Below are 21,462 nucleotides of genomic sequence, written 5' to 3' on the forward strand. Positions count from 1 at the left end.
GCGCAACGGCGCCCGCCTGAACAGGCGGGCGCATGGAGAGTTTCTTATGTCAGTTTCCGCTGTGAACGCTGTCCTTTCGGTCAGCGGTATCGGCAAGACCTATGCGCAACCGGTATTGACCGGTATCGACCTGACGCTGATGCGCGGGGAGGTGCTGGCGCTGACCGGGGAAAACGGCGCGGGCAAAAGCACCCTGTCGAAAATCATTGGTGGCCTGGTGACCCCGACCACCGGCGAGATGCGCTTCAACGGCCAAGCTTACCGTCCTGGCAGTCGCACCCAGGCCGAAGAGCTGGGCATCCGCATGGTCATGCAGGAACTCAACCTGTTGCCGACGCTATCGGTGGCCGAGAACCTGTTTCTCGATAACCTGCCCAGCCTCGGCGGCTGGATCAGTCGCAAGCAGTTGCGCAAGGCGGCGATCGAAGCCATGGCCCAGGTCGGCCTGGAGGCGATCGACCCCGATACTCTGGTCGGCGAACTGGGGATTGGCCACCAGCAGATGGTGGAGATCGCGCGCAACCTGATCGGCGACTGCCATGTGCTGATCCTCGACGAGCCGACCGCGATGCTCACGGCTCGCGAAGTCGAGTTGCTCTTCGAGCAGATCACTCGTCTACAGGCCCGTGGCGTGGCCATCATCTATATCTCCCATCGCCTGGAAGAGCTGGCCCGGGTTGCGCAGCGCATTGCGGTGCTGCGCGACGGTTGCCTGGTCTGTGTCGAGCCGATGGCCAATTACAACAGCGAGCAACTGGTCAACCTGATGGTAGGGCGCGAGCTGGGCGAACACATCGATCTCGGCCCGCGCAAGATTGGCGCGCCGGCCCTGACGGTCAGCGGCCTGAGTCGTTCCGACAAGGTTCTGGACGTGTCTTTCGAGGTGCGCAGCGGTGAGATCTTCGGTATTTCCGGGTTGATCGGGGCGGGGCGCACCGAACTGTTGCGACTGATCTTCGGCGCCGACAAGGCTGACAGCGGCACGGTGGCCCTGGGTTATCCGGCGCAGGTGGCGAATATCCGTTCACCGGTCGATGCAGTGGCCCACGGCATTGCCCTGATCACCGAGGACCGCAAGGGTGAAGGTCTGTTGCTGACGCAATCCATCAGCGCCAATATCGCCCTGGGCAACATGCCGGAGATCTCCAGTGGCGGCCTGGTCAATGGTCGTGACGAATCGGCATTGGCGCAGCGGCAGATCGATGCCATGCGCATTCGCAGTTCGGGGCCTGCGCAGCTGGTGTCCGAACTGTCCGGGGGCAATCAGCAGAAGGTAGTCATCGGCCGCTGGCTGGAGCGCGATTGCGCGGTGCTGCTGTTCGACGAGCCGACCCGGGGCATCGATGTCGGCGCCAAATTCGATATTTATGGCCTGCTTGGCGAACTGACCCGCCAGGGCAAGGCGCTGGTGGTGGTCTCCAGCGACCTGCGGGAGCTGATGCTGATCTGCGATCGGATTGGCGTGCTGTCCGCCGGGCGCCTGATCGATACCTTCGAGCGCGACAGCTGGACCCAGGATGAACTGCTTGCCGCCGCTTTCGCCGGCTATCAAAAACGTGATGCGTTGCTCAACGAAGCGGCGCCTAGGGATCTTCCATGACAACTGCATCTTCGGCCGGCAAACGTGGCGGCAACTATTACGGCCTCGGCACCTATCTGGGGCTGGCCGGTGCCTTGCTGGCAATGATTGCGCTGTTCTCGACACTGAGCAGCCACTTTCTTTCCTACGACACCTTCAGCACCCTGGCCAATCAGATCCCGGACCTGATGGTGCTGGCGGTGGGCATGACTTTTGTCCTGATCATCGGCGGCATCGATTTGTCCGTCGGCTCGGTGCTGGCCCTGGCGGCCTCCACCGTCAGCGTGGCGATTCTCGGCTGGGGCTGGAGCGTGGTTCCGGCGGCATTGCTGGGCATGGGCTGCGCGGCATTGGCCGGGACCATCACCGGTTCGATCACTGTCGCCTGGCGTATTCCTTCGTTCATCGTCTCCCTCGGTGTGCTGGAAATGGCCCGCGGCGTGGCTTACCAGATGACCGGCTCGCGCACCGCCTATATCGGTGATGCCTTCGCCTGGTTGTCGAACCCGATCGCCTTCGGTATCTCGCCATCGTTCATCATTGCCTTGCTGATCATCTTCATCGCCCAGGCAGTGCTGACGCGCACGGTGTTCGGCCGTTACCTGATCGGCATCGGCACCAACGAGGAGGCGGTGCGGCTGGCGGGCATCAACCCCAAACCCTACAAGATCCTGGTGTTCAGCCTGATGGGGCTGCTGGCGGGCATCGCCGCGCTGTTCCAGATTTCCCGCCTGGAAGCTGCGGACCCGAATGCCGGTTCCGGCCTGGAGCTGCAAGTGATCGCGGCCGTGGTGATCGGCGGCACCAGCCTGATGGGCGGACGCGGGTCGGTGATCAGCACCTTTTTCGGCGTATTGATTATCTCGGTGCTGGCCGCGGGGCTGGCGCAGATCGGCGCGACCGAGCCGACCAAACGCATTATCACCGGCGCGGTCATCGTGATTGCGGTGGTGCTGGATACTTATCGCAGCCAGCGCGCAAGCCGGCGGAGCTGAGTCATGGCAACGATCAAAGATGTGGCGGCGCTCGCAGGGATTTCCTACACCACGGTTTCCCACGTGCTGAACAAGACGCGTCCGGTCAGCGAGGAAGTGCGGATCAAGGTCGAGGCGGCGATCCAGCAGCTCGACTACGTGCCCAGCGCCGTGGCGCGCTCGCTGAAGGCCAAGACCACGGCGACCATCGGCCTGTTGGTGCCCAACAGCCTCAACCCGTATTTCGCTGAGCTGGCCCGAGGGATCGAGGACTATTGCGAGCGCAACGGCTACTGCGTGATTCTCTGCAACTCCGACGACGACCCGGAAAAACAGCGCAGCTACCTGCGGGTGCTGCTGGAAAAACGCATTGACGGCCTGATCGTGACCTCGGCCGGTGGCGACGGCGGGCTGGCCAAGGGCCTGGCCGCCGTGCGCACGCCGATGGTGATCGTCGACCGCGGGCTGGAAGGGGTGGATGCGGACCTGGTGCGTATCGATCACGAATACGGTGCGTACCTGGCGACCCGTCATCTGCTCGAGTTGGGCCATCGCGATATTGCCTGCATCGGCGGTCCGGACTACACCAGCGTGGCGCAATTGCGTCTGGCGGGGTTCCAGCGGGCGTTGCGCGAGGTCGGCGTGGAGGTGCCTGCGCAGCGCATCCTGCAGAGCGACTTCACCAGCACCGGCGGTTATCACGCGGCGGCCCAATTGCTGGAGCGCAACCGGCCCAGTGCGATTTTTGCCAGCAACGACATGATGGGCATCGGTGTGCTGCGTGCGGCGGCGGAGCGCAATATCCGGGTGCCGAGCGAACTGTCGGTGATCGGCTTCGACGATATCCAGATGAGTCGTTATGTGTATCCGGCGCTGACTACAGTTGGCCAGTCGATCCTGCAACTGGGCGAGCAGGCGGCGGAGCTGTTGCTGCGCCGCATTGCCACCCCTGGATTGCCGACCGACCAGCGTATCGTCACCCCAAGCATTGTCCTGCGCGAGTCGACGGCGCCCGTGGCCGGCGCATTCGCCGAGTACCGTTGAATCGAATTGTGAGTATCGATGTATGCCAGCAAAAGTAGTGGTAGTAGGCAGTCTCAATATGGACCTGGTCACCCGGGCCGAGCGGCTGCCGCGTGCCGGTGAAACCCTGATCGGCCAGTCGTTCGCCACGGTTTCCGGTGGCAAGGGGGCGAACCAGGCGGTGGCGGCGGCCCGCCTGGGTGCCCAGGTATCGATGGTCGGCTGTGTCGGTGATGATGCCTACGGCGAGCAATTGCGCTCGGCGTTGCTCGCCGAACGGATCGATTGCCAGGCCGTCACCGTTGTCTCGGGCTCCAGTGGGGTGGCCTTGATCGTGGTGGACGACAGCAGTCAGAACGCGATCGTGATCGTGGCCGGTGGCAATGGTCGGCTCACGCCAGAAGTGGTCAGAGGCTTCGACAAGGTGCTGCAGGCGGCCGATGTAATCATCTGCCAGCTCGAAGTGCCGCTGCCCACGGTGGGGCATAGCCTCAAGCGTGGTCGTGAACTGGGCAAGACAGTGATCCTCAACCCTGCACCGGCCAGTGGCCCGTTGCCGGCGGACTGGTACGCGTCCATCGACTATCTGATTCCCAACGAAAGCGAGGCCGCGGCCCTCAGCGGCTTGCCGGTGGATTCCCTGGCGAGCGCCGAAGCTGCGGCCGCCTGCTTGATCGCCGCGGGGGCCGGCAAGGTCATCATCACGCTCGGCGCACAGGGCTCGCTGTTCGCCAATGGCACGAGCTTCGAGCATTTCCCGGCGCCCAAGGTCAAGGCGGTCGATACCACGGCCGCCGGCGATACCTTTGTCGGTGGTTTTGCCGCCGCGCTGGCCGCCGGCAAGAGCGAGGCCGAGGCGATTCGTTTCGGTCAGGTCGCGGCAGCGCTGTCGGTGACCCGCCCAGGTGCGCAACCTTCCATTCCCACGTTGTCCGACGTACAGGCGTTCTCTCCCGCATGAAAAAAACACCCTTGCTCAATGTCGCCCTGTCGCGACTGATTGCCTCCCTGGGGCACGGCGATATCGTGGTTATCGGCGATGCCGGCCTGCCTGTACCGCCGGGCGTCGAATTGATCGACCTGGCCTTGACCCAGGGTATTCCGGATTTCCTCAGCACCTTGCAGGTGGTGCTTTGCGAGATGCAAGTGGAAGGCCATGTGCTGGCGCAGGAGATCCTAGATCGACAATCCCCGACCCTGCAAGCGCTCGAGGCGTTGAGTGCCGAGGGGGCGCTGGGCGCGCGCAAGCTGTTGAGCCACGGTGAGTTCAAGGTGCTCAGTCGCCAGGCGCGGGCAATCGTTCGCACGGGGGAGTGTCAGCCTTATTGCAACATCGCTTTGATTGCCGGGGTGACGTTCTGAGCGTTGCCTCTCCCTGTTCAACCACGCAAAGGAGTGCGCCATGCACCGCTATGCTCAGCTACTGAAACACCTGATCCGGAGTGTTCTGCTCGTGTCCCTGTTCACTGCTACCAGCGCCCATGCGGCAGAAAAAATCGATCTGATCATCGATACCGATCCGGGTGCCGATGATGTGGTTGCGTTGCTGTTCGCCCTGGCGTCGCCGGAAGAACTGCAGATCCGCGCGCTGACCACGGTGGCCGGCAACGTGCGCCTGGACAAGACCTCGCGTAATGCGCGCCTGGCCCGTGAGTGGGCGGGGCGCGAAGAGGTGCCGGTGTACGCCGGCGCGCCTAAGCCGCTGCTGCGCACGCCGATCTATGCCGAGAATATTCACGGCAAGGAAGGCATTTCCGGGGTCACGGTGCATGAGCCGAAAAAGGGCCTGGCCGAGGGCAGTGCGATCAATTACCTGATCGACACCCTGCGCGCCGCCAAGCCCCACAGCATCACCATCGCCATGCTGGGGCCGCAGACCAACCTGGCGCTGGCGCTGATCCAGGCACCGGATATCACTCAAGGCATCAAGGAAGTGGTGGTCATGGGTGGGGCGCATTTCAACGGCGGCAATATCACCCCGGTGGCGGAGTTCAATCTGTTCGCCGACCCGCAGGCCGCCGAGGTGGTGCTCAAGAGCGGCGTGAAGCTGACTTACCTGCCGCTGGACGTTACCCACAAGGTGCTGACCAGCGATGCGCGCCTGCAGAAAATCGCGGCCTTGAACAACAATGCCAGCAAGGTGGTGGGCGATATCCTCAACGAATACGTCAAGGGTGACATGGAGCACTACGGCATCCCGGGTGGCCCGGTGCATGACGCGACCGTCGTTGCTTACCTGCTCAAGCCCGAACTGTTCAGCGGGCGCCAGGCCAACATGGTGATCGACAGCCGTGAAGGGCCGACCTTCGGCCAGACCATCGTCGATTGGTACGACGGCCTGAAGCAGGAGAAGAACGTGTTCTGGGTGGAGAATGGCGATGCCCAGGGATTCTTCGATCTGCTGACCGAGCGTCTGGCTCGCCTGAAATAAGTGATATTCCCGGCAGGTGCCAGCCTGTCGGGCGTTACGCCTTCTCTGTACCCGGCGTGCCCGAGTGCTCGCCGGGATACTTCTCGAATATCTGCTCGATGAATGTCTGGGCTGCTTCGGTGCCCAGCTCCCTGATCAGTAAGTCGATGCCGATGATCGCCAGCTCTTCGGGGCTGCCGGGGCTGTAGGAGCAGTGGCCTTCGGGCCATTTGGCTTTGATGTCGGCGTCGATCGTCACGGTGGCCATGGAAGTCTCGCGAGCTCGGAAAGGATAGGGCCGGACAGGCGCTTGTCGAGGGCTTCCGGTCTTGTAGAGTTAAACACCTTGGCGGGCTTTTCGCACTCCGACTTAGGCATGAGGGGAGGGCTGTGCGACACTTGGTCATTGTCTGTTTTCAAAGGGTGCCAGTGTGCAGATCGATTTGAACAACCCTGATGCCTTGACCTTCGAGGCGGTGCGCCAGTTGCTGGCGTCGGCCAGTGACGATGTGCATACCCAGCTGCGAGTGACCAAGGCGGGCATTGCCTATATCTCGTCGGGCGTGGTCGGTGGCGCGGACATCGACGGCCTGCTGTTCAGGCTGGAGACCTGGGCCGCCGGTTCCGGTTATGTCGGGCGGGTAGCGGCCAGCGATGAGGTCTGGGTGACGCAGATTTTTAACGCGTTGAAACAGAACTGGCCGAAGCCACCATTCGATTACATCGATATTTACTGAGGCTGTTCATATCCGGTCACGATTGCTGCATGAAAACGTGGCCGTACCTGATGCAGACTTGCCCGCTGCCTGGCCAAGAGGCCATTGGCCAGTCCGTTTGTGAAACCAATAGTCAGAGCGGTTGTCGCACTATCTCTGCTTATTTTTGAAAAGGAGGCTTCATGCCTTGGAAGCTCGCGTCATTCGGTACCTTGTTGGCTGCAGTCGTTTTGACGGGGTGCAGCACTTCTTCGCCGGATAAGGATCCGGTAGCGACCGAGAGCGGCCATAGCCGCTGTGAGGCTAAGGCGGTCGAATTCGCCATCGGCAAAAAAGCTTCGCCTGAGCTGCTGGAACAGGCGCGTACTCGCGCAGGTGCGCAGAACGCCCGTATTCTCAAGCCGAACGACATGATCACCCTGGAATACCGTTCCGATCGGCTGAACCTAAACACCGATACCAATCTGGTGGTCACCCGGGTCAACTGCGGCTGATAGCGTCAGCGCTTTTGCACCTTGCATAAAAAACCCCGTCACATGGACGGGGTTTTTTTAGCTCGCTGAGAAATTACTCAGGACGAACTTGTGCAGCTTGCATACCCTTTTGGCCTTTCTCAGCCACGAAGGAAACGGTCTGGCCTTCTTTCAGGCTTTTGAAACCGTCGCTTTCAATAGCTTTGAAGTGTACGAACAGGTCGTCACCGCCACCTTGAGGAGTGATGAAGCCGAAGCCTTTTTCATCGTTGAACCATTTTACGGTGCCGGTTTGGCGATTAGACATGGTGTATCTCCAAGAAACATATATTTTCAGTAGTACTGTGCTGCTCAGGCCAACTGGGCACACCGGGCTATCATAGTCGAAATGTTCGACTTGGGAGCCCCCCGGACGTGCCGATTCCCAGGTGGTTGAGTCCGTTTTGTTGCTCCGATCGGCTGAAGGCCCCGGTTTAAGGGGCTTTCGCTGAAAATATTCGGTGATAAAAAAAGCCGTAAAAGCTGCGTAAATTGTGAAAAAAGGCCGGTTTTCAGATCGCATCGAGCCTGAAGCAGGACCGTCTCTCGCGCATTAAAGACTTATTTCACCACCCGGCAAGCGGCAATAGCGTCCAGGGCCTTGGTTCTCAGCGCCGGATCCGGTTGAGTCTGCTTGCTCATGAGCTGTTTGATTTCGTCTGTAGTGAATTTCTCATTGAGCTTGTCCGCACCACAGGCGCAGTGCTTTTCCGCACTTTTCACATCAACGCTCTGGCTGGCGGCAGCCGTGCAATCCTTCATGTATTCGGCACGTACCCCGGCTGGCCAGGCGGCCTGCGCGCTCAGTGGCAGCAGCAGGGCGAAAGGGGCGGCAAGGGCGAATAGTTGGGTGAGGCGCATGAGTCGAGCTCTCCTGGGATTGGTACAAGAATGGCGATTCTCGGTGTATTTGAGGCCTTGCGTACACACCAAGTTCACTTTCTCGAAAGAAAGCGCGGATACGCTGGTTCCGGTGGGAAGTACGGCGCGATGACCGTTCATCTGTGCTAGCATGCCCGGCTTGGGTGTTTTCAGGCTCTGGGCGAGTTTCAATCCCACCGCGGTCTATGCCTCTATTTTTTTCTGATTTGAACTCCAGTCACTCTGGTTCGTTTTACCGGTTGGCCGCAAGGCTCCTGCCACTGTGAGGCAGGCGTTCGTCACGAACGGCCTGGATCGAACCGCGTACTGGCTCATCCCAACCCACGTGACCTTTGGTAGGGGTCACCACTAGGAGAGGAGGCGCCATGCCCACTATTACTCTTCCCGACGGCAGTCAACGTTCATTCGATCATCCGGTTTCCGTAGCCGAGGTCGCCGCATCCATTGGTGCAGGTCTGGCCAAGGCCACCGTGGCCGGCAAGGTCAATGGCAAACTGGTCGACGCCTGCGATCTGATCGACAGCGACGCGACCCTGCAAATCATCACGCCAAAGGATGAAGAGGGGCTGGAGATCATTCGCCACTCTTGCGCTCACCTGGTTGGCCATGCGGTCAAACAGCTGTATCCGACAGCGAAGATGGTTATCGGTCCGGTGATCGATGAAGGCTTCTATTACGATATCGCCTACGAGCGTCCTTTCACCCCGGACGACCTGGCGGCCATCGAGCAGCGCATGCAGCAGCTGATCGAGAAAGATTACGACGTCATCAAGAAGGTCACTCCGCGCGCCGAAGTGATCGAAGTGTTCAAGGCTCGCGGCGAAGACTACAAGCTGCGCCTGGTCGAGGACATGCCGAACGAACAGGCCATGGGCCTGTACTTCCACGAAGAATACGTCGACATGTGCCGTGGTCCGCATGTGCCGAATACTCGTTTCCTCAAGTCCTTCAAACTGACCAAGCTGTCCGGCGCCTACTGGCGCGGCGATGCCAAGAACGAGCAACTGCAGCGCGTCTATGGCACTGCCTGGGCGGACAAGAAGCAACTGGCGGCGTACATCCAGCGTATCGAAGAAGCCGAGAAGCGCGACCATCGCAAGATCGGTAAGCGTTTGGGTCTGTTCCATACCCAGGAAGAAGCGCCGGGCATGGTGTTCTGGCATCCGAACGGCTGGACCCTGTACCAAGTGCTCGAGCAGTACATGCGCAAGGTGCAGCGCGACAATGGCTACCTGGAGATCAAGACTCCGCAGGTGGTCGATCGCAGCCTGTGGGAGAAATCCGGGCACTGGGCCAACTACGCCGAAAACATGTTCACCACCGAGTCGGAAAGCCGCGACTACGCCATCAAGCCGATGAACTGCCCGTGTCACGTGCAGGTATTCAATCAGGGCCTGAAGAGCTACCGCGAGTTGCCGATGCGTCTGGCCGAGTTCGGTGCCTGCCACCGTAACGAGCCGTCCGGTGCATTGCACGGCATTATGCGTGTGCGTGCCTTCACCCAGGACGATGCGCATATCTTCTGCACCGAAGAGCAGATGCAGGCTGAATCCGCAGCGTTCATCAAGCTGACCATGGATGTCTATGCCGACTTCGGCTTCAAGGACATCGAAATGAAGCTTTCCACCCGCCCTGAAAAGCGTGTGGGTTCCGACGAGCTGTGGGATCGCGCTGAAAATGCCTTGGCTGCCGCGCTTGATAGCGCTGGGCTGCCGTATGACCTGCAACCGGGCGAAGGGGCGTTCTACGGTCCGAAAATCGAGTTCTCGCTGAAAGACTGCCTGGGCCGTGTCTGGCAGTGTGGTACCTTGCAGCTCGATTTCAACCTGCCGATCCGTCTGGGTGCCGAATACGTTTCCGAAGATAACAGCCGTAAACATCCGGTGATGTTGCACCGGGCGATCCTCGGCTCCTTCGAGCGTTTCGTCGGGATTCTGATCGAGCATTACGAAGGGGCGTTCCCTGCGTGGCTGGCTCCGACCCAGGCCGTAGTGATGAATATCACTGATAAACAGGCAGATTTTGCCCTCGAAGTGGAAAAAACCCTCAACCAAAGCGGATTTCGTGCCAAGTCTGACTTGAGAAATGAAAAGATCGGCTTTAAAATCCGCGAGCATACTTTGCTCAAGGTTCCCTATCTCTTGGTTATTGGAGATCGGGAAGTCGAGACGCAGACTGTCGCTGTGCGTACCCGTGAAGGTGCTGACCTGGGCTCGATGCCCGTCGCCCAATTCTCGGAGTTCCTTGCACAAGCGGTTTCCCGGCGTGGTCGCCCAGATTCGGAGTAATTATTATTAAGCGTGAAATGAGACAAGATAAACGAGCTGCACCGAAAGCCCCGATCAACGAGAATATCTCGGCACGCGAGGTTCGGTTAATTGGCGCTGACGGCGAGCAGATTGGCATCGTCTCGATTGATGAAGCGCTTCGTATTGCTGAAGAAGCCAAGCTTGATCTGGTGGAAATCTCCGCCGACGCAGTCCCGCCGGTTTGCCGTGTGATGGACTACGGCAAGTCGATCTTCGAGAAGAAGAAGCAGATTGCCGCGGCGAAGAAGAACCAGAAGCAGATTCAGGTAAAAGAAATCAAGTTTCGTCCAGGGACGGAGGAAGGGGATTACCAGGTAAAACTGCGCAACCTGGTACGTTTCCTGAGTGACGGGGACAGGGCCAAGGTATCCTTGCGATTCCGCGGCCGTGAGATGGCCCACCAGGAGCTGGGGATGGAACTCCTCAAGCGGGTTGAAGCTGACCTTCAAGAGTACGGTTCGGTCGAACAGCATCCTAAGATGGAAGGACGCCAGCTGATCATGGTCATCGCCCCGAAAAAGAAGAAGTAATCAACAGGGCACGGCAGGCCTTCTGATTATGTTTATCAACTGAATGCGGAGTATCCGAACATGCCAAAGATGAAAACCAAAAGTGGTGCTGCTAAGCGGTTTCTGAAAACTGCTAACGGTATCAAGCACAAGCACGCTTTCAAGAGCCACATCCTGACCAAAATGTCGACCAAGCGTAAGCGTCAACTGCGCGGTAGCAGCTTGCTGCATCCGTCTGACGTGGCAAAAGTCGAGCGCATGCTGCGCCTTCGTTAATTTTTGGATCAAGAATAGAGGAAGTAACTCATGGCTCGTGTAAAGCGTGGCGTCATTGCCCGTAAACGTCACAAAAAAATTCTGAAACTTGCTAAAGGCTACTACGGCGCGCGCTCCCGCGTATTCCGTGTTGCCAAGCAAGCGGTAATCAAGGCAGGCCAATACGCCTACCGTGACCGTCGTCAGAAAAAACGTCAGTTCCGCGCTCTGTGGATCGCTCGTATCAACGCTGGTGCTCGTATCAACGGTCTGTCCTACAGCCGTTTCATCGCCGGCCTGAAAAAAGCGTCCATCGAGATCGACCGTAAGGTTCTGGCTGATCTGGCAGTGAACGAAAAAGCGGCGTTTGCTGCGATTGTCGAGAAAGCTAAAGCCACTCTGGCTTAAGTACCCCCGACAGTCACCCGGGCTCACCTCTGTGGGCTCAGGTGTTAAACGTCATAAATAGGGGAAGAGCCTACAAGCTCTTCCCCTATTTTGTATCTGGAGTCTGTACATGGAAAACCTGGATGCGCTGGTCTCTCAAGCACTAGAGGCTGTGCAAAGCGCTGAAGATATCAATGCCCTGGAGCAAATCCGGGTTCAGTACCTTGGCAAGAAGGGTGAATTGACTCAGGTGATGAAGACCCTGGGGAATTTGCCGGCAGAGGAGCGTCCGCAGGTCGGCGCCCTGATCAACGTTGCCAAGGAGCGTGTTACAGAGGCTCTCAATACGCGTAAGGCTTTGTTTGAAGAAGCCGAGCTGGCTGCCAAGCTGTCCGCTGAGTCCATCGATGTGACCCTGCCTGGCCGTGGCCAGGTCTCCGGCGGTCTGCATCCTGTGACTCGGACTCTGGAACGTATTGAACAGTTCTTCACCCATATCGGCTACGGCATCGCCGAAGGCCCTGAGGTCGAAGACGACTATCACAACTTCGAGGCGCTCAACATCCCAGGCCACCACCCGGCCCGTTCGATGCATGACACCTTCTATTTCAATGCGAACATGCTGTTGCGCACCCATACCTCTCCGGTACAGGTCCGCACCATGGAATCGCAGCAGCCGCCTATCCGCATCGTCTGCCCAGGCCGTGTGTACCGTAGCGACTCCGATATTACCCACTCGCCGATGTTCCACCAGGTCGAAGGCCTGCTGATCGATCGCGACATCAATTTCGCCGACCTCAAAGGGACCATCGAAGAGTTCCTGCGGGTGTTCTTCGAAAAAGAACTGGCAGTGCGTTTCCGTCCTTCGTACTTCCCGTTCACCGAGCCGTCCGCCGAAGTCGACATGGAATGTGTGATGTGCAGCGGTAAGGGCTGCCGTGTCTGCAAGCAGACCGGTTGGCTGGAAGTCATGGGCTGCGGCATGGTTCACCCGAATGTGCTGCGCATGTCCGGGATCGATCCGGAAGAGTTCCAGGGCTTTGCCTTCGGCATGGGCGCCGAGCGTCTGGCCATGCTGCGTTACGGCGTGAATGACTTGCGCCTGTTCTTCGACAACGACTTGCGGTTCCTCGCGCAATTTCGCTAGGTCGCACGCCCGTAACGAATCTTTCAGGAGAGCAGGATGAAATTCAGTGAACAATGGCTGCGTGGCTGGGTAAACCCGCAGGTAAGTCGCGACGAGCTGGTTGCTCGTCTGTCGATGGCCGGTCTTGAGGTCGATAGCGTAACGCCGGCCGCCGGTGTTTTCAGTGGCGTGGTGGTGGGCGAGGTGCTGAGCACCGAGCAACACCCTGATGCCGACAAACTACGTGTTTGCCAGGTCAGCAACGGTGCGGAAAGCTTCCAGGTCGTGTGCGGTGCACCAAACGTGCGTCCGGGCCTGAAGATCCCTTTCGCCATGATCGGCGCTGAGCTGCCTGGTGACTTCAAGATCAAGAAGGCCAAGCTGCGTGGCGTCGAGTCGAACGGCATGCTGTGCTCCCAGGCAGAACTGCAGGTGGGAGAGGGCAATGACGGTCTGATGGAGCTACCGGTGGATGCGCCGGTAGGCAAGGATTTCCGTGAGTACCTGGAGCTGGACGACGCCAGCATCGAGGTCGACCTGACCCCGAATCGTGGTGATTGCCTGTCGCTGGCGGGGCTCGCCCGTGAAGTCGGCGCGCTCTACGCAGCGCCTGTCGCCCGTCCGGTGGTGCTATCTGTGGCACCTGCGCACGACGAAGTGCGTCCGGTTGAAGTACTGGCACCCGCAGCGTGCCCGCGTTATCTGGGCCGGGTTATCCGTAATGTTGATCTGTCCAAGCCGACCCCACTGTGGATGGTCGAGCGTCTGCGTCGCGCTGAGGTGCGCAGCATCGATGCGGCCGTGGACATCACCAACTACGTGATGCTGGAGCTGGGGCAACCGCTGCATGCTTTCGATCTCGCCGAAATCAACGGAGGCATCCGTGTGCGGATGGCCGAAGAGGGCGAGAAGCTGGTCTTGCTCGACGGCCAGGAAGTGGCCCTGCGCAGCGATACCCTGGTTATCGCCGACCATACCCGTGCCCTGGCGATTGCCGGTGTCATGGGCGGCGAACACAGTGGCGTAACCGCGACTACTCGCGACATTTTCCTGGAAAGTGCCTTTTTCGACCAGATCGCTGTCGCTGGTAAAGCCCGTTCCTATGGCCTGCACACCGACGCCTCGCATCGCTACGAGCGTGGTGTGGACTGGCAATTGGCCCGTGAAGCCATGGAGCGCGCCACCGGCTTGCTGCTGGAGATTACTGGTGGCGAAGCTGGCCCGATCATTGAAGCAGTCAGCGAGCAGCACCTGCCTTCGATCGCTCCGGTCACTCTGCGTGCCGAGCGCATCACACAGATGCTGGGCATGGAAATCGAAGCGGCAGAAGTCGAGCGTCTGCTCGGTGCTCTGGGTCTGAAGATTTCCGCCGATGGAGCAGGGCAGTGGCGCGTTGAGGTGCCAAGTCATCGCTTCGACATCAGCCTGGAAGTCGATCTGATCGAAGAACTGGCTCGCCTGTACGGCTACAACCGCCTACCGGTTCGCTACCCTCAGGCACGTCTGGCTCCACAAGCCAAGGCCGAAGCTCGTAGCGATCTGCCAGAGCTGCGTCGTTTACTGGTGGCCCGCGGTTATCAGGAAGCCATTACTTACAGCTTCATCGATCCGAAACAGTTCGAGTTGTTTAATCCGGGAGTCGAGCCGCTGTTGCTGGCCAACCCGATTTCCAACGACATGGCTGCCATGCGTTCCTCGCTGTGGCCGGGGCTGGTCAAGGCGCTTCAGCACAACCTGAACCGCCAGCAGGACCGTGTCCGTCTGTTTGAGAGCGGTCTGCGTTTCGTCGGTCAACTGGAAGGCTTGAAGCAAGAGCCGATGCTGGCCGGTGTGGTATGCGGTACCCGTCTGCCGGAAGGCTGGGCACAAGGCCGCGATGTCGTGGACTTCTTCGACGTCAAGGCTGATGTGGAAGCGGTGCTGGGTTTTGCCGGTGCACTCGATGCGTTCACTTTCGCGCCTGGCAAGCACCCTGCGTTGCACCCGGGTCAAACCGCGCGCATCGAGCGTGAAGGTCGTCTGGTTGGTTATATTGGCGCTATCCACCCTGAGTTGTCGAAAACCCTCGGTCTCGACCGTCCGGTCTTCGTTTTCGAGCTGGTTCTGGCCGAAGTAGCCTCGGGAAAAATGCCTGAATTCCGTGAGTTGTCGCGCTTTCCTGAAGTGCGTCGTGACTTGGCCTTGCTGGCTGATCGCGATGTCGCTGCCAGTGCGGTACTGGATGTAATCCGTGAGAATGCAGGTGAATGGCTGACAGACCTCAGGTTGTTTGACGTGTACCAGGGTAAAGGCATTGATCCTCATAGAAAAAGCCTTGCAGTTGGCTTGACCTGGCAGCATCCATCGCGCACTCTTAATGACGATGAGGTGAACTCCACGACGCAAAATATCCTCACCTCGCTCGAACAAAGGTTGAACGCCACGTTAAGGAAGTGACGTATGGGGGCTCTGACGAAAGCTGAAATGGCCGAACGTCTCTACGAAGAGCTGGGCCTGAATAAACGTGAGGCCAAGGAATTGGTCGAGCTGTTTTTTGAGGAAATCAGGCACGCTCTCGAAGATAACGAACAGGTCAAACTGTCCGGTTTCGGTAACTTCGATCTTCGGGATAAACGCCAGCGACCTGGCCGTAACCCGAAGACGGGTGAAGAAATCCCGATCACGGCACGCCGTGTGGTCACCTTTCGTCCAGGGCAGAAGTTGAAGGCCCGAGTTGAGGCTTATGCTGGAACCAAGTCATAACGACGAGCTCCCGGTCATTCCGGGCAAGCGCTACTTCACCATCGGTGAAGTCAGTGAGCTCTGTGCGGTCAAGCCGCATGTGCTGCGTTATTGGGAGCAGGAGTTTCCTCAACTCAACCCCGTCAAGCGCCGCGGAAATCGCCGGTATTATCAGCGCCAGGATGTGCTGATGATCCGGCAGATCCGCGCGTTGCTGTATGATCAGGGATTCACCATCGGTGGAGCACGCCTGCGCCTTTCCGGTGATGAAGCCAAAGACGACACCACCCAGTACAAGCAATTGATCCGTCAGATGATCTCCGAACTGGAGGACGTTCTGGTGGTGCTCAAGAAGTGATTTTCGGCTTTTAAAATACTTCCAAATTTCAAAAGCTTGCGATATATTCTTTAGCGCTTCGTTAAGAAGCGAACCCAGTAACACGCCTAGTCGGGGCGTAGCGCAGTCCGGTAGCGCACTAGCATGGGGTGCTAGGGGTCGAGTGTTCGAATCACTCCGTCCCGACCATATAATTCAATGACTGAGCCCAATCTTCACAGGTTGGGCTTTTTCATGCGCATGACTTTTACGTTATTTCTCGACTTTTCAGGCCGGCCTCGCTGGCGCCTGGTTGCGCTTCTGTCCTTGTGGTTCGGGAGCTGCCTACAGCTGTAGCCTTCTCCGGGGGGGGGGGGGCTCGCGCAGGAGTGAAGATCCTCTCTCTTCAGGCCTTTGCTCTGCAATCCTCACCTTCTTCCTGGTTGTGGTGTGCATTCGCTGAATCATGACTTGATTCTCTTTCTCATCCTTCCGCCAGGGCGGGAATACAGGTTTTCATGAGGTTCGTGGGCTTTGTTGGTCGCCGAGTTGGTTTCTGCTGCGTGACGTCAGCACATCCAGGCGTCATGGCCCCTGCTGCTGGATCTTTTCCTGGGGTACCGCTCTGTGACGCGTCTCTGCGCCTCATCGTTGATTTGTCATTTGGCAGATACCGGTGTCGGTTGTCGCGCCATCGTGCGTCTCCTTTATGGTGTTCGTTGTGGTGGCGACTGTATTTTTCATCAATTGCCCTCGCCTCGACGTAGGTCTATGCCTGTCCCCGCAGTCGAATCCTGCGCTGCGCTTGCCAACCGAAAGTTGCGCGCAGGTAGGGCCTTGTGGGGAGTTTAAGAGGGGGAGAGGCTCATGGTCTGATCCCGGGTGGGCGGTGCATCATGTCATGCGCGGCGATGAGACGAGGGGAGGACGCGGATCAGAAGAACCAGAGCAGGATGATCGGCAGGTATTCGCTCGAGCCCCGGTTTTCTCCTTGTCGATAGCAGAGGGGTAGGGTGATCGATAAACCACTTTTATTGGGGGTAAAAATGGGGTGTTCGGAGACCCGTCCAGGGAGAGGGTCTTTGCCAATGGGGTACTTGGCTTGGGTGGAGAGGGAGCCTGTACGCTTGTAAAGCATGAAGCATGCATCAAGCGCTAGTTTGAAGTTATAAGATGGATTCATTGTAAGATTTTGTGATTACTTCATGAGAAAGGCTGCGAGTAGATGTGGCTTTTTTTTTAAAATATAAGTCTGTCAGTGACAAAGTGCTTCGTACCTTGCGTGTTAGCATTCAATGGACAAGAGGTGGGCGCAGTAGTTTCTTGGTTGCCGGATTTAGTTGGCTGAGAGGCAAAAGAGGAGTGGCTTGCGAGACTGCGCTTAATGATTAGATGGTGCTTGGCATTTTATGAGGAGCCGTTAAGGTCAAGGGCGATGATGGCTATATGCTATCTGTTGGTTTGGTAATAATGTCGAGCAGGTTGAATGTCAATAATAATTTAAATATTTGTCCAAGGCCTTCCTGTCTGCTTCCTGTCTGTACTACCCAAAAGGTTAATAATCTATAGTTGCTTGTGCGTAAGATATACACCGCTGCCGGCTGCTGGGGTAATAAGAGCTATTGCACTAAATCATGAATGCGCGTAGTCGGCCCAGGTTGATGATGCGCTGCAAAAAAATTGTAATAGTATATAGGGGTGATGTTGGCATGCTGTTTAAGCATGGCGGCATAGGGGTGCTGTACAAGTTGGGGTTATAATGATATGCAAGGTGCTAACACGCTTGATCAGAAAGTATCTTCGTGTCGATGGTGTATTCCTGCGTTTCAGTCACTATCCATCTCTGTAGAAGGTGTTTATGTTCTGATGAGGGGGGAGCTGACAATTCGAGATGTTAACGTAACAAGGCACATTGAAGCTGGCGAGCTATTGGTTGTCAGGCGGGGTAGCTATCTGGTGAGAACTGGGGAGCAGCGAAGTGACTTGTTATGGATTCCATTGTCAGACCAGTTCCTGCAAGGCTTTATCCAGCGCTTCGGCGCATTGCTGGGTGAGGTTGAGCGGAGGGAAAAATCAGGTGTAAATATTATCGCTTTTGAGAGCAATCCATTGCTCGCTGATTGTGTAAAAAGTTTGAAGAATTTGCTTGTGCACGAGCACCCACCGATGCTGGCATCGTTGAAGGTGGAAGAGTTGCTGATTCTGTTTGTCTTTGGTCCTCAAGGCGCAGAGTTGATGTCATTACTGCGTCAGCAGAGCAACAGGAACGTCGAGCGATTGCAGCTTTTTATGGAGCAGTACTTCCTGAAGGAATGGCGGATAAGTCAGTTTTCCAGGGAGTTTGGCATGGGCTTGACGACGTTCAAGGATCTTTTTGGAGTTGTGTATGGCGTCTCTCCCAGGGCCTGGATCAGTGAGAGACGAATTTTGCATGCCCATCATTTGCTCCTTAATAGCGAGCTGAGCATTGTGGATATTGCGATGGCAAGTGGTTTTTCCAGTCAGTCGTACTTTACCCAGAGCTACCGGCGTCGATTCGGTTGTACCCCAAGTCGCTCCCGGCAGTGCAAGGAGTCCGCGTTGAGTGCGGAGGCGTAATATGTCGATCCATCTGTCTGGAGGATGTGTCTAGATATGAGAGTGTATCGACGCGAGCACTGATTAAAAATGATAAAAAAACGCCGATTTATATAAGGTCTTGAAGAGTATCTTTGATAGAGTTGGGTTGTTGGTGGTTGATTTGAAAAACGATGGCGTATGAAAAGTATGTGACTGGCTTAAGATTGATGAAGTCGCGCTGTCATGCCTGTCAACGGTTAACTGGTATGGAATCATGAAATATGCAGGGATGTAATTTCAGGGGTTTCCTATGAAAGCCCATCTGCCTGATGGTTATCGAGACGGGGCTTTGATCTTGTCTTTGATACATCGGATCTACAGCCTTTCTGTAGAGGGCTTTAAACCGTTGCATCGTGGGACTCTTGTTCGTGTTGCGGTGCCTGGGCAGTTGCACGCATTGTATGATACAGGCTTCGCTCGAGTGGTTATGGCTGAGCGTAGGCGTTTTTCCGGTTGTAGGCAGGGTATTGAGGTGCTTTTCATCAACCATGGAAATGCTGTCCTGACTGTGGCGCATGTAGCATGGAAGTGGCAGCGCGGGTTGGTTCAGCGTTACTTCATGGGGAGCGGATTAACGACGTATTGCTGCAAAGTGGAATGCCCTGCTCGTAAGGCCATTAGTGCCTTGTCAATGAATGTGACGATAGATCATGAATATGCAAATGATCCGCTCGCCATCGACGCCTCTCCCTTTAGCGCTCCTTGCTACCTCCTGCCTGCTGGAAGCGGTTCGCTTCCGGTAAAATCCGATAAGTTTACGTATCTAGTGGTTTGTCTTTCATTCCGGTTCTGGGAGTGGATGCCTCTATACCTGTATCTCGCCGTAATTGAGACAGTGTTGCGCTGGGTGATCTCATTAGCGCTTCTTGGACGACGATTGATTTCACGATAAAGATTATAAAGTTTAACTCGAGTAACGCTTGAGTTTGACTGGCGGGTGGGGTTCGTCTGAAAACATCATTGGCATTGACTATGTCATGCAATGGTAACTTCCATTGTTGATGTCTTGTCTTCATTGAATCTGGAAGTCGGCGCGCCCTGGTTGTAGTGAATAAATGATCTTGTGATTTTTAACTGTCATTGCGACGGAGATAGAGCTGGGCCTAATTCATCGTTTGGTATGAGCGATGGACGGTTTGTCGTTGCCCAAAAAAATCGATAGCAGTGATGAGTGCCGAGAGTACCTACTTAATAGTTGCCTGAAGGGGGTGATACTTATGAGTTCGATCATTGATAAACTTTGCGAGCGCGCCAGAACTTCTTCCTCACAGAGAGCATTCGAATTTTTGTCGTCGAAGGGTGTGTCGGAGCAGGTTCTGGATTACGCGGAACTGAAGCGTTCCGCAAGTCGAGTGGCAGCCATGCTCAAGGCTGCCGGAGCGGGTGTTGGGGAACGCGTCCTGATTCTCTGTCAACCTGGGCCGGAGTACGTCACGGCGTTTTTTGGCTGTCTTTATGCGGGTGCTGTTGCCGTTCCTTTATTTCCGCCGCGCAATCGTTTGCATGTCTCGCGCGTCGTCAGCATTTTGAACGATGCCCAGGCCTCCTTGTTGCTCTGCAACGCCAAGGGGATGGGGCGTTACGGTGAGTTTTTTTCCGAAATGGGCGTCCCCGACTCCGCCTTGCTGACTATTGAGGCAAGTGAGCGATACGTCGAGGGGCTGCCCGAACCTGCGGTTCAACTTCCTGAAAACACCGCATTCCTGCAATACACCTCAGGAAGTACGGGAAACCCCAAAGGGGTGATGGTTTCCAACCGGAATATTGAACACAACCTGGGGATGCTCAACGAATGGCTGGGGGGGAAGCCTGGCGAGGTCATGGTCAGCTGGCTTCCGCCTTACCACGACATGGGGTTGATCGCGGGTCTGTTGGCGCCGGTCATGGCTGGTTATCCGTGCGTGTTGATGCCACCGGAAACCTTTGCCCATAGCCCGTTTGTCTGGTTGGACGCGATCAGTCGGTATCGAGCGACGATCAGCGGTGCTCCCAACTTTGCCTACAGCATGTGCTGTCAGCGCATCAGCAATGAGCAATTGTCTACGTTGGATCTTGGCAGTTGGCGGCATGCTTTTAATGGCGCGGAGCCTGTCAGGGCCCGGACCATGGCTGAGTTCTCCTCGCGTTTTGCTGCCAGCGGCTTCGACCCCTTCGCTTTTGCACCGTGCTACGGACTGGCTGAGAGCACATTGATCGTTACCGGCTATGCCGGTGATAAACAGCCTTCCAGTCTGCTGGTCGACCGGCAGATTCTGCAGGATGAAAAGCACGCAATCATCAACCAGCAATTCGAGACTCCACAGGCCCAGGACAGTCCGGTATGGCGTTCGTTGGTCAGCGTCGGACCGGTAATCGGCCAGCAGAAGTTACTGATTGTCGATCCCGAGACGGCCTCGCCGTGCGCCGAGCGCTGTGTCGGTGAGATCTGCGTATCGGGGCCGAGTGTTGCCCGTGGGTATTGGCAGCAGGCGCAAGCCAGCAACCACGCGTTCCAGTCCGTCAGCGATCAGGCGGGAGAGGTTTACCTTCGCTCCGGTGATCTTGGATTTCTGCATGAAGGGGAGCTGTACGTGACCGGTCGCTTGAAGGACATGATCATCATCGCCGGGCGCAACTTCTATTCGGAAGACATCGAGCAGTCGGTCGTGACGAGTCAGCCCAAGGTGGTCGCTAATGGCTGCGCTGCATTCGTCAGCGAACATGACGTTCAGGAAAGCCTGGTGATTGTCGCCGAAGTCGAGCGCACGCAACGTCATGGCAATTTGCAGGACATGATGATGGATATCCAGAAGGAAGTCTGGATGAAACACGAAATCAATCCGCAAGCCGTGGTGCTGGTATCTCCCGGCCAGGTACCGCGGACATCGAGCGGCAAAGTCCGCCGCAAAGCCTGTCGCCAGGCCTGGGAAAGCGGCGAACTCAAGGTACTCGACCACTGGGCGCGCGAGCCGCTGATGGCTGACTGAGTTCACGCCAAGAGGTCGTCGTTCCAAAACCGGAATCAACGTCGCATTAACCCTGCCTCTGGATGAAGCCCGACTGTGGCCCGTCCTGGTGGTATAGGCGGCCTGTGCCCGATGGAAACCTCAACCTCCTACTATTTGAATAACTTTCGGGTGGCATC

At 57.2% G+C, this 21,462-nt stretch carries 22 protein-coding genes and 1 tRNA gene; 20 read left to right on the forward strand and 3 right to left on the reverse strand.

Going from position 1 to position 21,462, the window contains the following annotated elements:
- The first annotated feature begins 46 nt into the window (after positions 1 to 46).
- The 6 genes from AC3RCP_RS11360 to AC3RCP_RS11385 are packed head-to-tail and all read left to right on the forward strand — an operon-like array spanning position 47 to position 6,007.
- Complete coding sequence (locus tag AC3RCP_RS11360) at positions 47 to 1,600, forward strand: sugar ABC transporter ATP-binding protein (protein WP_101337359.1); 1,554 nt, start codon at positions 47 to 49, stop codon at positions 1,598 to 1,600.
- Positions 1,597 to 2,574 (forward strand): ABC transporter permease, encoded by a 978-nt coding sequence (locus AC3RCP_RS11365; RefSeq protein ID WP_053278214.1) that lies wholly within the window; start codon positions 1,597 to 1,599, stop codon positions 2,572 to 2,574. The genes AC3RCP_RS11360 and AC3RCP_RS11365 overlap by 4 nt, the downstream gene beginning before the upstream one ends.
- A 3-nt stretch (positions 2,575 to 2,577) precedes the next feature.
- Positions 2,578 to 3,597, forward strand: coding sequence for a LacI family DNA-binding transcriptional regulator (locus AC3RCP_RS11370; RefSeq protein WP_101337360.1), 1,020 nt, complete (start codon positions 2,578 to 2,580; stop codon positions 3,595 to 3,597).
- Between the two features lie 22 nt (positions 3,598 to 3,619).
- The gene (gene rbsK / locus AC3RCP_RS11375) at positions 3,620 to 4,537 is read left to right on the forward strand and encodes a ribokinase (protein ID WP_492571476.1); all 918 of its coding nucleotides are present in this window, start codon (positions 3,620 to 3,622) and stop codon (positions 4,535 to 4,537) included.
- Positions 4,534 to 4,938 carry a D-ribose pyranase gene (rbsD, locus tag AC3RCP_RS11380; RefSeq protein ID WP_007920525.1) on the forward strand — a complete coding sequence of 135 codons (405 nt, stop codon included), beginning with the start codon at positions 4,534 to 4,536 and terminating at the stop codon, positions 4,936 to 4,938. Before rbsK ends, rbsD begins: the two co-directional genes overlap by 4 nt.
- A 40-nt stretch (positions 4,939 to 4,978) precedes the next feature.
- The gene (locus AC3RCP_RS11385) at positions 4,979 to 6,007 is read left to right on the forward strand and encodes a nucleoside hydrolase (protein ID WP_007920524.1); all 1,029 of its coding nucleotides are present in this window, start codon (positions 4,979 to 4,981) and stop codon (positions 6,005 to 6,007) included.
- A 34-nt stretch (positions 6,008 to 6,041) separates the two neighbouring features.
- Here AC3RCP_RS11385 and AC3RCP_RS11390 read toward each other — a convergent pair whose 3' ends face one another.
- Positions 6,042 to 6,254: a hypothetical protein gene (locus AC3RCP_RS11390; RefSeq protein WP_101337363.1), complete on the reverse strand. Its 213-nt coding sequence runs from the start codon at positions 6,252 to 6,254 to the stop codon at positions 6,042 to 6,044.
- A gap of 163 nt (positions 6,255 to 6,417) precedes the next feature.
- Here AC3RCP_RS11390 and AC3RCP_RS11395 point away from each other — a divergent pair, with 163 nt between their 5' ends.
- Positions 6,418 to 6,723, forward strand: a complete 306-nt coding sequence (locus tag AC3RCP_RS11395; RefSeq protein WP_007920522.1) for a hypothetical protein — start codon at positions 6,418 to 6,420, stop codon at positions 6,721 to 6,723.
- A 161-nt stretch (positions 6,724 to 6,884) separates the two neighbouring features.
- The gene (locus AC3RCP_RS11400; RefSeq protein ID WP_492571477.1) at positions 6,885 to 7,196 is read left to right on the forward strand and encodes an I78 family peptidase inhibitor; all 312 of its coding nucleotides are present in this window, start codon (positions 6,885 to 6,887) and stop codon (positions 7,194 to 7,196) included.
- A gap of 73 nt (positions 7,197 to 7,269) precedes the next feature.
- On the opposite strand, the gene AC3RCP_RS11405 is transcribed toward AC3RCP_RS11400, so the two are convergent.
- Together AC3RCP_RS11405 and AC3RCP_RS11410 are read right to left on the reverse strand one after the other, a co-directional pair.
- Complete coding sequence (locus tag AC3RCP_RS11405) at positions 7,270 to 7,482, reverse strand: cold-shock protein (RefSeq protein WP_003179963.1); 213 nt, start codon at positions 7,480 to 7,482, stop codon at positions 7,270 to 7,272.
- A gap of 293 nt (positions 7,483 to 7,775) precedes the next feature.
- Positions 7,776 to 8,075, reverse strand: a complete 300-nt coding sequence (locus AC3RCP_RS11410) for a hypothetical protein (RefSeq protein ID WP_009043058.1) — start codon at positions 8,073 to 8,075, stop codon at positions 7,776 to 7,778.
- Positions 8,076 to 8,461: 386 nt separating this feature from the next.
- Here AC3RCP_RS11410 and thrS point away from each other — a divergent pair, with 386 nt between their 5' ends.
- The 12 genes from thrS to AC3RCP_RS11470 all read left to right on the forward strand — a co-directional run bounded on the left by thrS (position 8,462) and on the right by AC3RCP_RS11470 (position 21,304).
- Complete coding sequence (thrS, locus tag AC3RCP_RS11415) at positions 8,462 to 10,384, forward strand: threonine--tRNA ligase (protein ID WP_053260360.1); 1,923 nt, start codon at positions 8,462 to 8,464, stop codon at positions 10,382 to 10,384.
- Positions 10,384 to 10,935: a translation initiation factor IF-3 gene (gene infC / locus AC3RCP_RS11420; protein WP_169914426.1), complete on the forward strand. Its 552-nt coding sequence runs from the start codon at positions 10,384 to 10,386 to the stop codon at positions 10,933 to 10,935. Before thrS ends, infC begins: the two co-directional genes overlap by 1 nt.
- Positions 10,936 to 10,995: 60 nt before the next feature.
- Positions 10,996 to 11,190 (forward strand): 50S ribosomal protein L35, encoded by a 195-nt coding sequence (gene rpmI / locus AC3RCP_RS11425; RefSeq protein ID WP_002553160.1) that lies wholly within the window; start codon positions 10,996 to 10,998, stop codon positions 11,188 to 11,190.
- Between the two features lie 30 nt (positions 11,191 to 11,220).
- A complete protein-coding gene (gene rplT / locus AC3RCP_RS11430) occupies positions 11,221 to 11,577 on the forward strand; it encodes a 50S ribosomal protein L20 (RefSeq protein ID WP_007905879.1) in 357 nt (118 codons plus the stop codon).
- Between the two features lie 109 nt (positions 11,578 to 11,686).
- Positions 11,687 to 12,703, forward strand: a complete 1,017-nt coding sequence (gene pheS / locus AC3RCP_RS11435) for a phenylalanine--tRNA ligase subunit alpha (RefSeq protein ID WP_007920512.1) — start codon at positions 11,687 to 11,689, stop codon at positions 12,701 to 12,703.
- A gap of 36 nt (positions 12,704 to 12,739) precedes the next feature.
- A complete protein-coding gene (pheT, locus tag AC3RCP_RS11440) occupies positions 12,740 to 15,118 on the forward strand; it encodes a phenylalanine--tRNA ligase subunit beta (RefSeq protein ID WP_492571478.1) in 2,379 nt (792 codons plus the stop codon).
- Between the two features lie 3 nt (positions 15,119 to 15,121).
- Positions 15,122 to 15,424, forward strand: coding sequence for an integration host factor subunit alpha (gene ihfA / locus AC3RCP_RS11445; RefSeq protein WP_002553164.1), 303 nt, complete (start codon positions 15,122 to 15,124; stop codon positions 15,422 to 15,424).
- Entirely contained in the window at positions 15,405 to 15,761 is a 357-nt protein-coding gene (locus AC3RCP_RS11450) for a MerR family transcriptional regulator (protein WP_007920509.1), read from the forward strand. The genes ihfA and AC3RCP_RS11450 overlap by 20 nt, the downstream gene beginning before the upstream one ends.
- A gap of 91 nt (positions 15,762 to 15,852) precedes the next feature.
- Positions 15,853 to 15,929, forward strand: a tRNA-Pro gene (locus tag AC3RCP_RS11455).
- Between the two features lie 1,554 nt (positions 15,930 to 17,483).
- Positions 17,484 to 18,317, forward strand: a complete 834-nt coding sequence (locus AC3RCP_RS11460; protein ID WP_037033539.1) for a helix-turn-helix transcriptional regulator — start codon at positions 17,484 to 17,486, stop codon at positions 18,315 to 18,317.
- 271 nt (positions 18,318 to 18,588) lie between these two features.
- A complete protein-coding gene (locus AC3RCP_RS11465; protein ID WP_492571479.1) occupies positions 18,589 to 19,230 on the forward strand; it encodes a hypothetical protein in 642 nt (213 codons plus the stop codon).
- A gap of 325 nt (positions 19,231 to 19,555) precedes the next feature.
- The gene (locus tag AC3RCP_RS11470; RefSeq protein ID WP_157832246.1) at positions 19,556 to 21,304 is read left to right on the forward strand and encodes a fatty acyl-AMP ligase; all 1,749 of its coding nucleotides are present in this window, start codon (positions 19,556 to 19,558) and stop codon (positions 21,302 to 21,304) included.
- Positions 21,305 to 21,462: the final 158 nt, after the last annotated feature.

The sequence above is a fragment of the Pseudomonas sp. GW822-FHT05A08 genome, assembly GCF_058800485.1.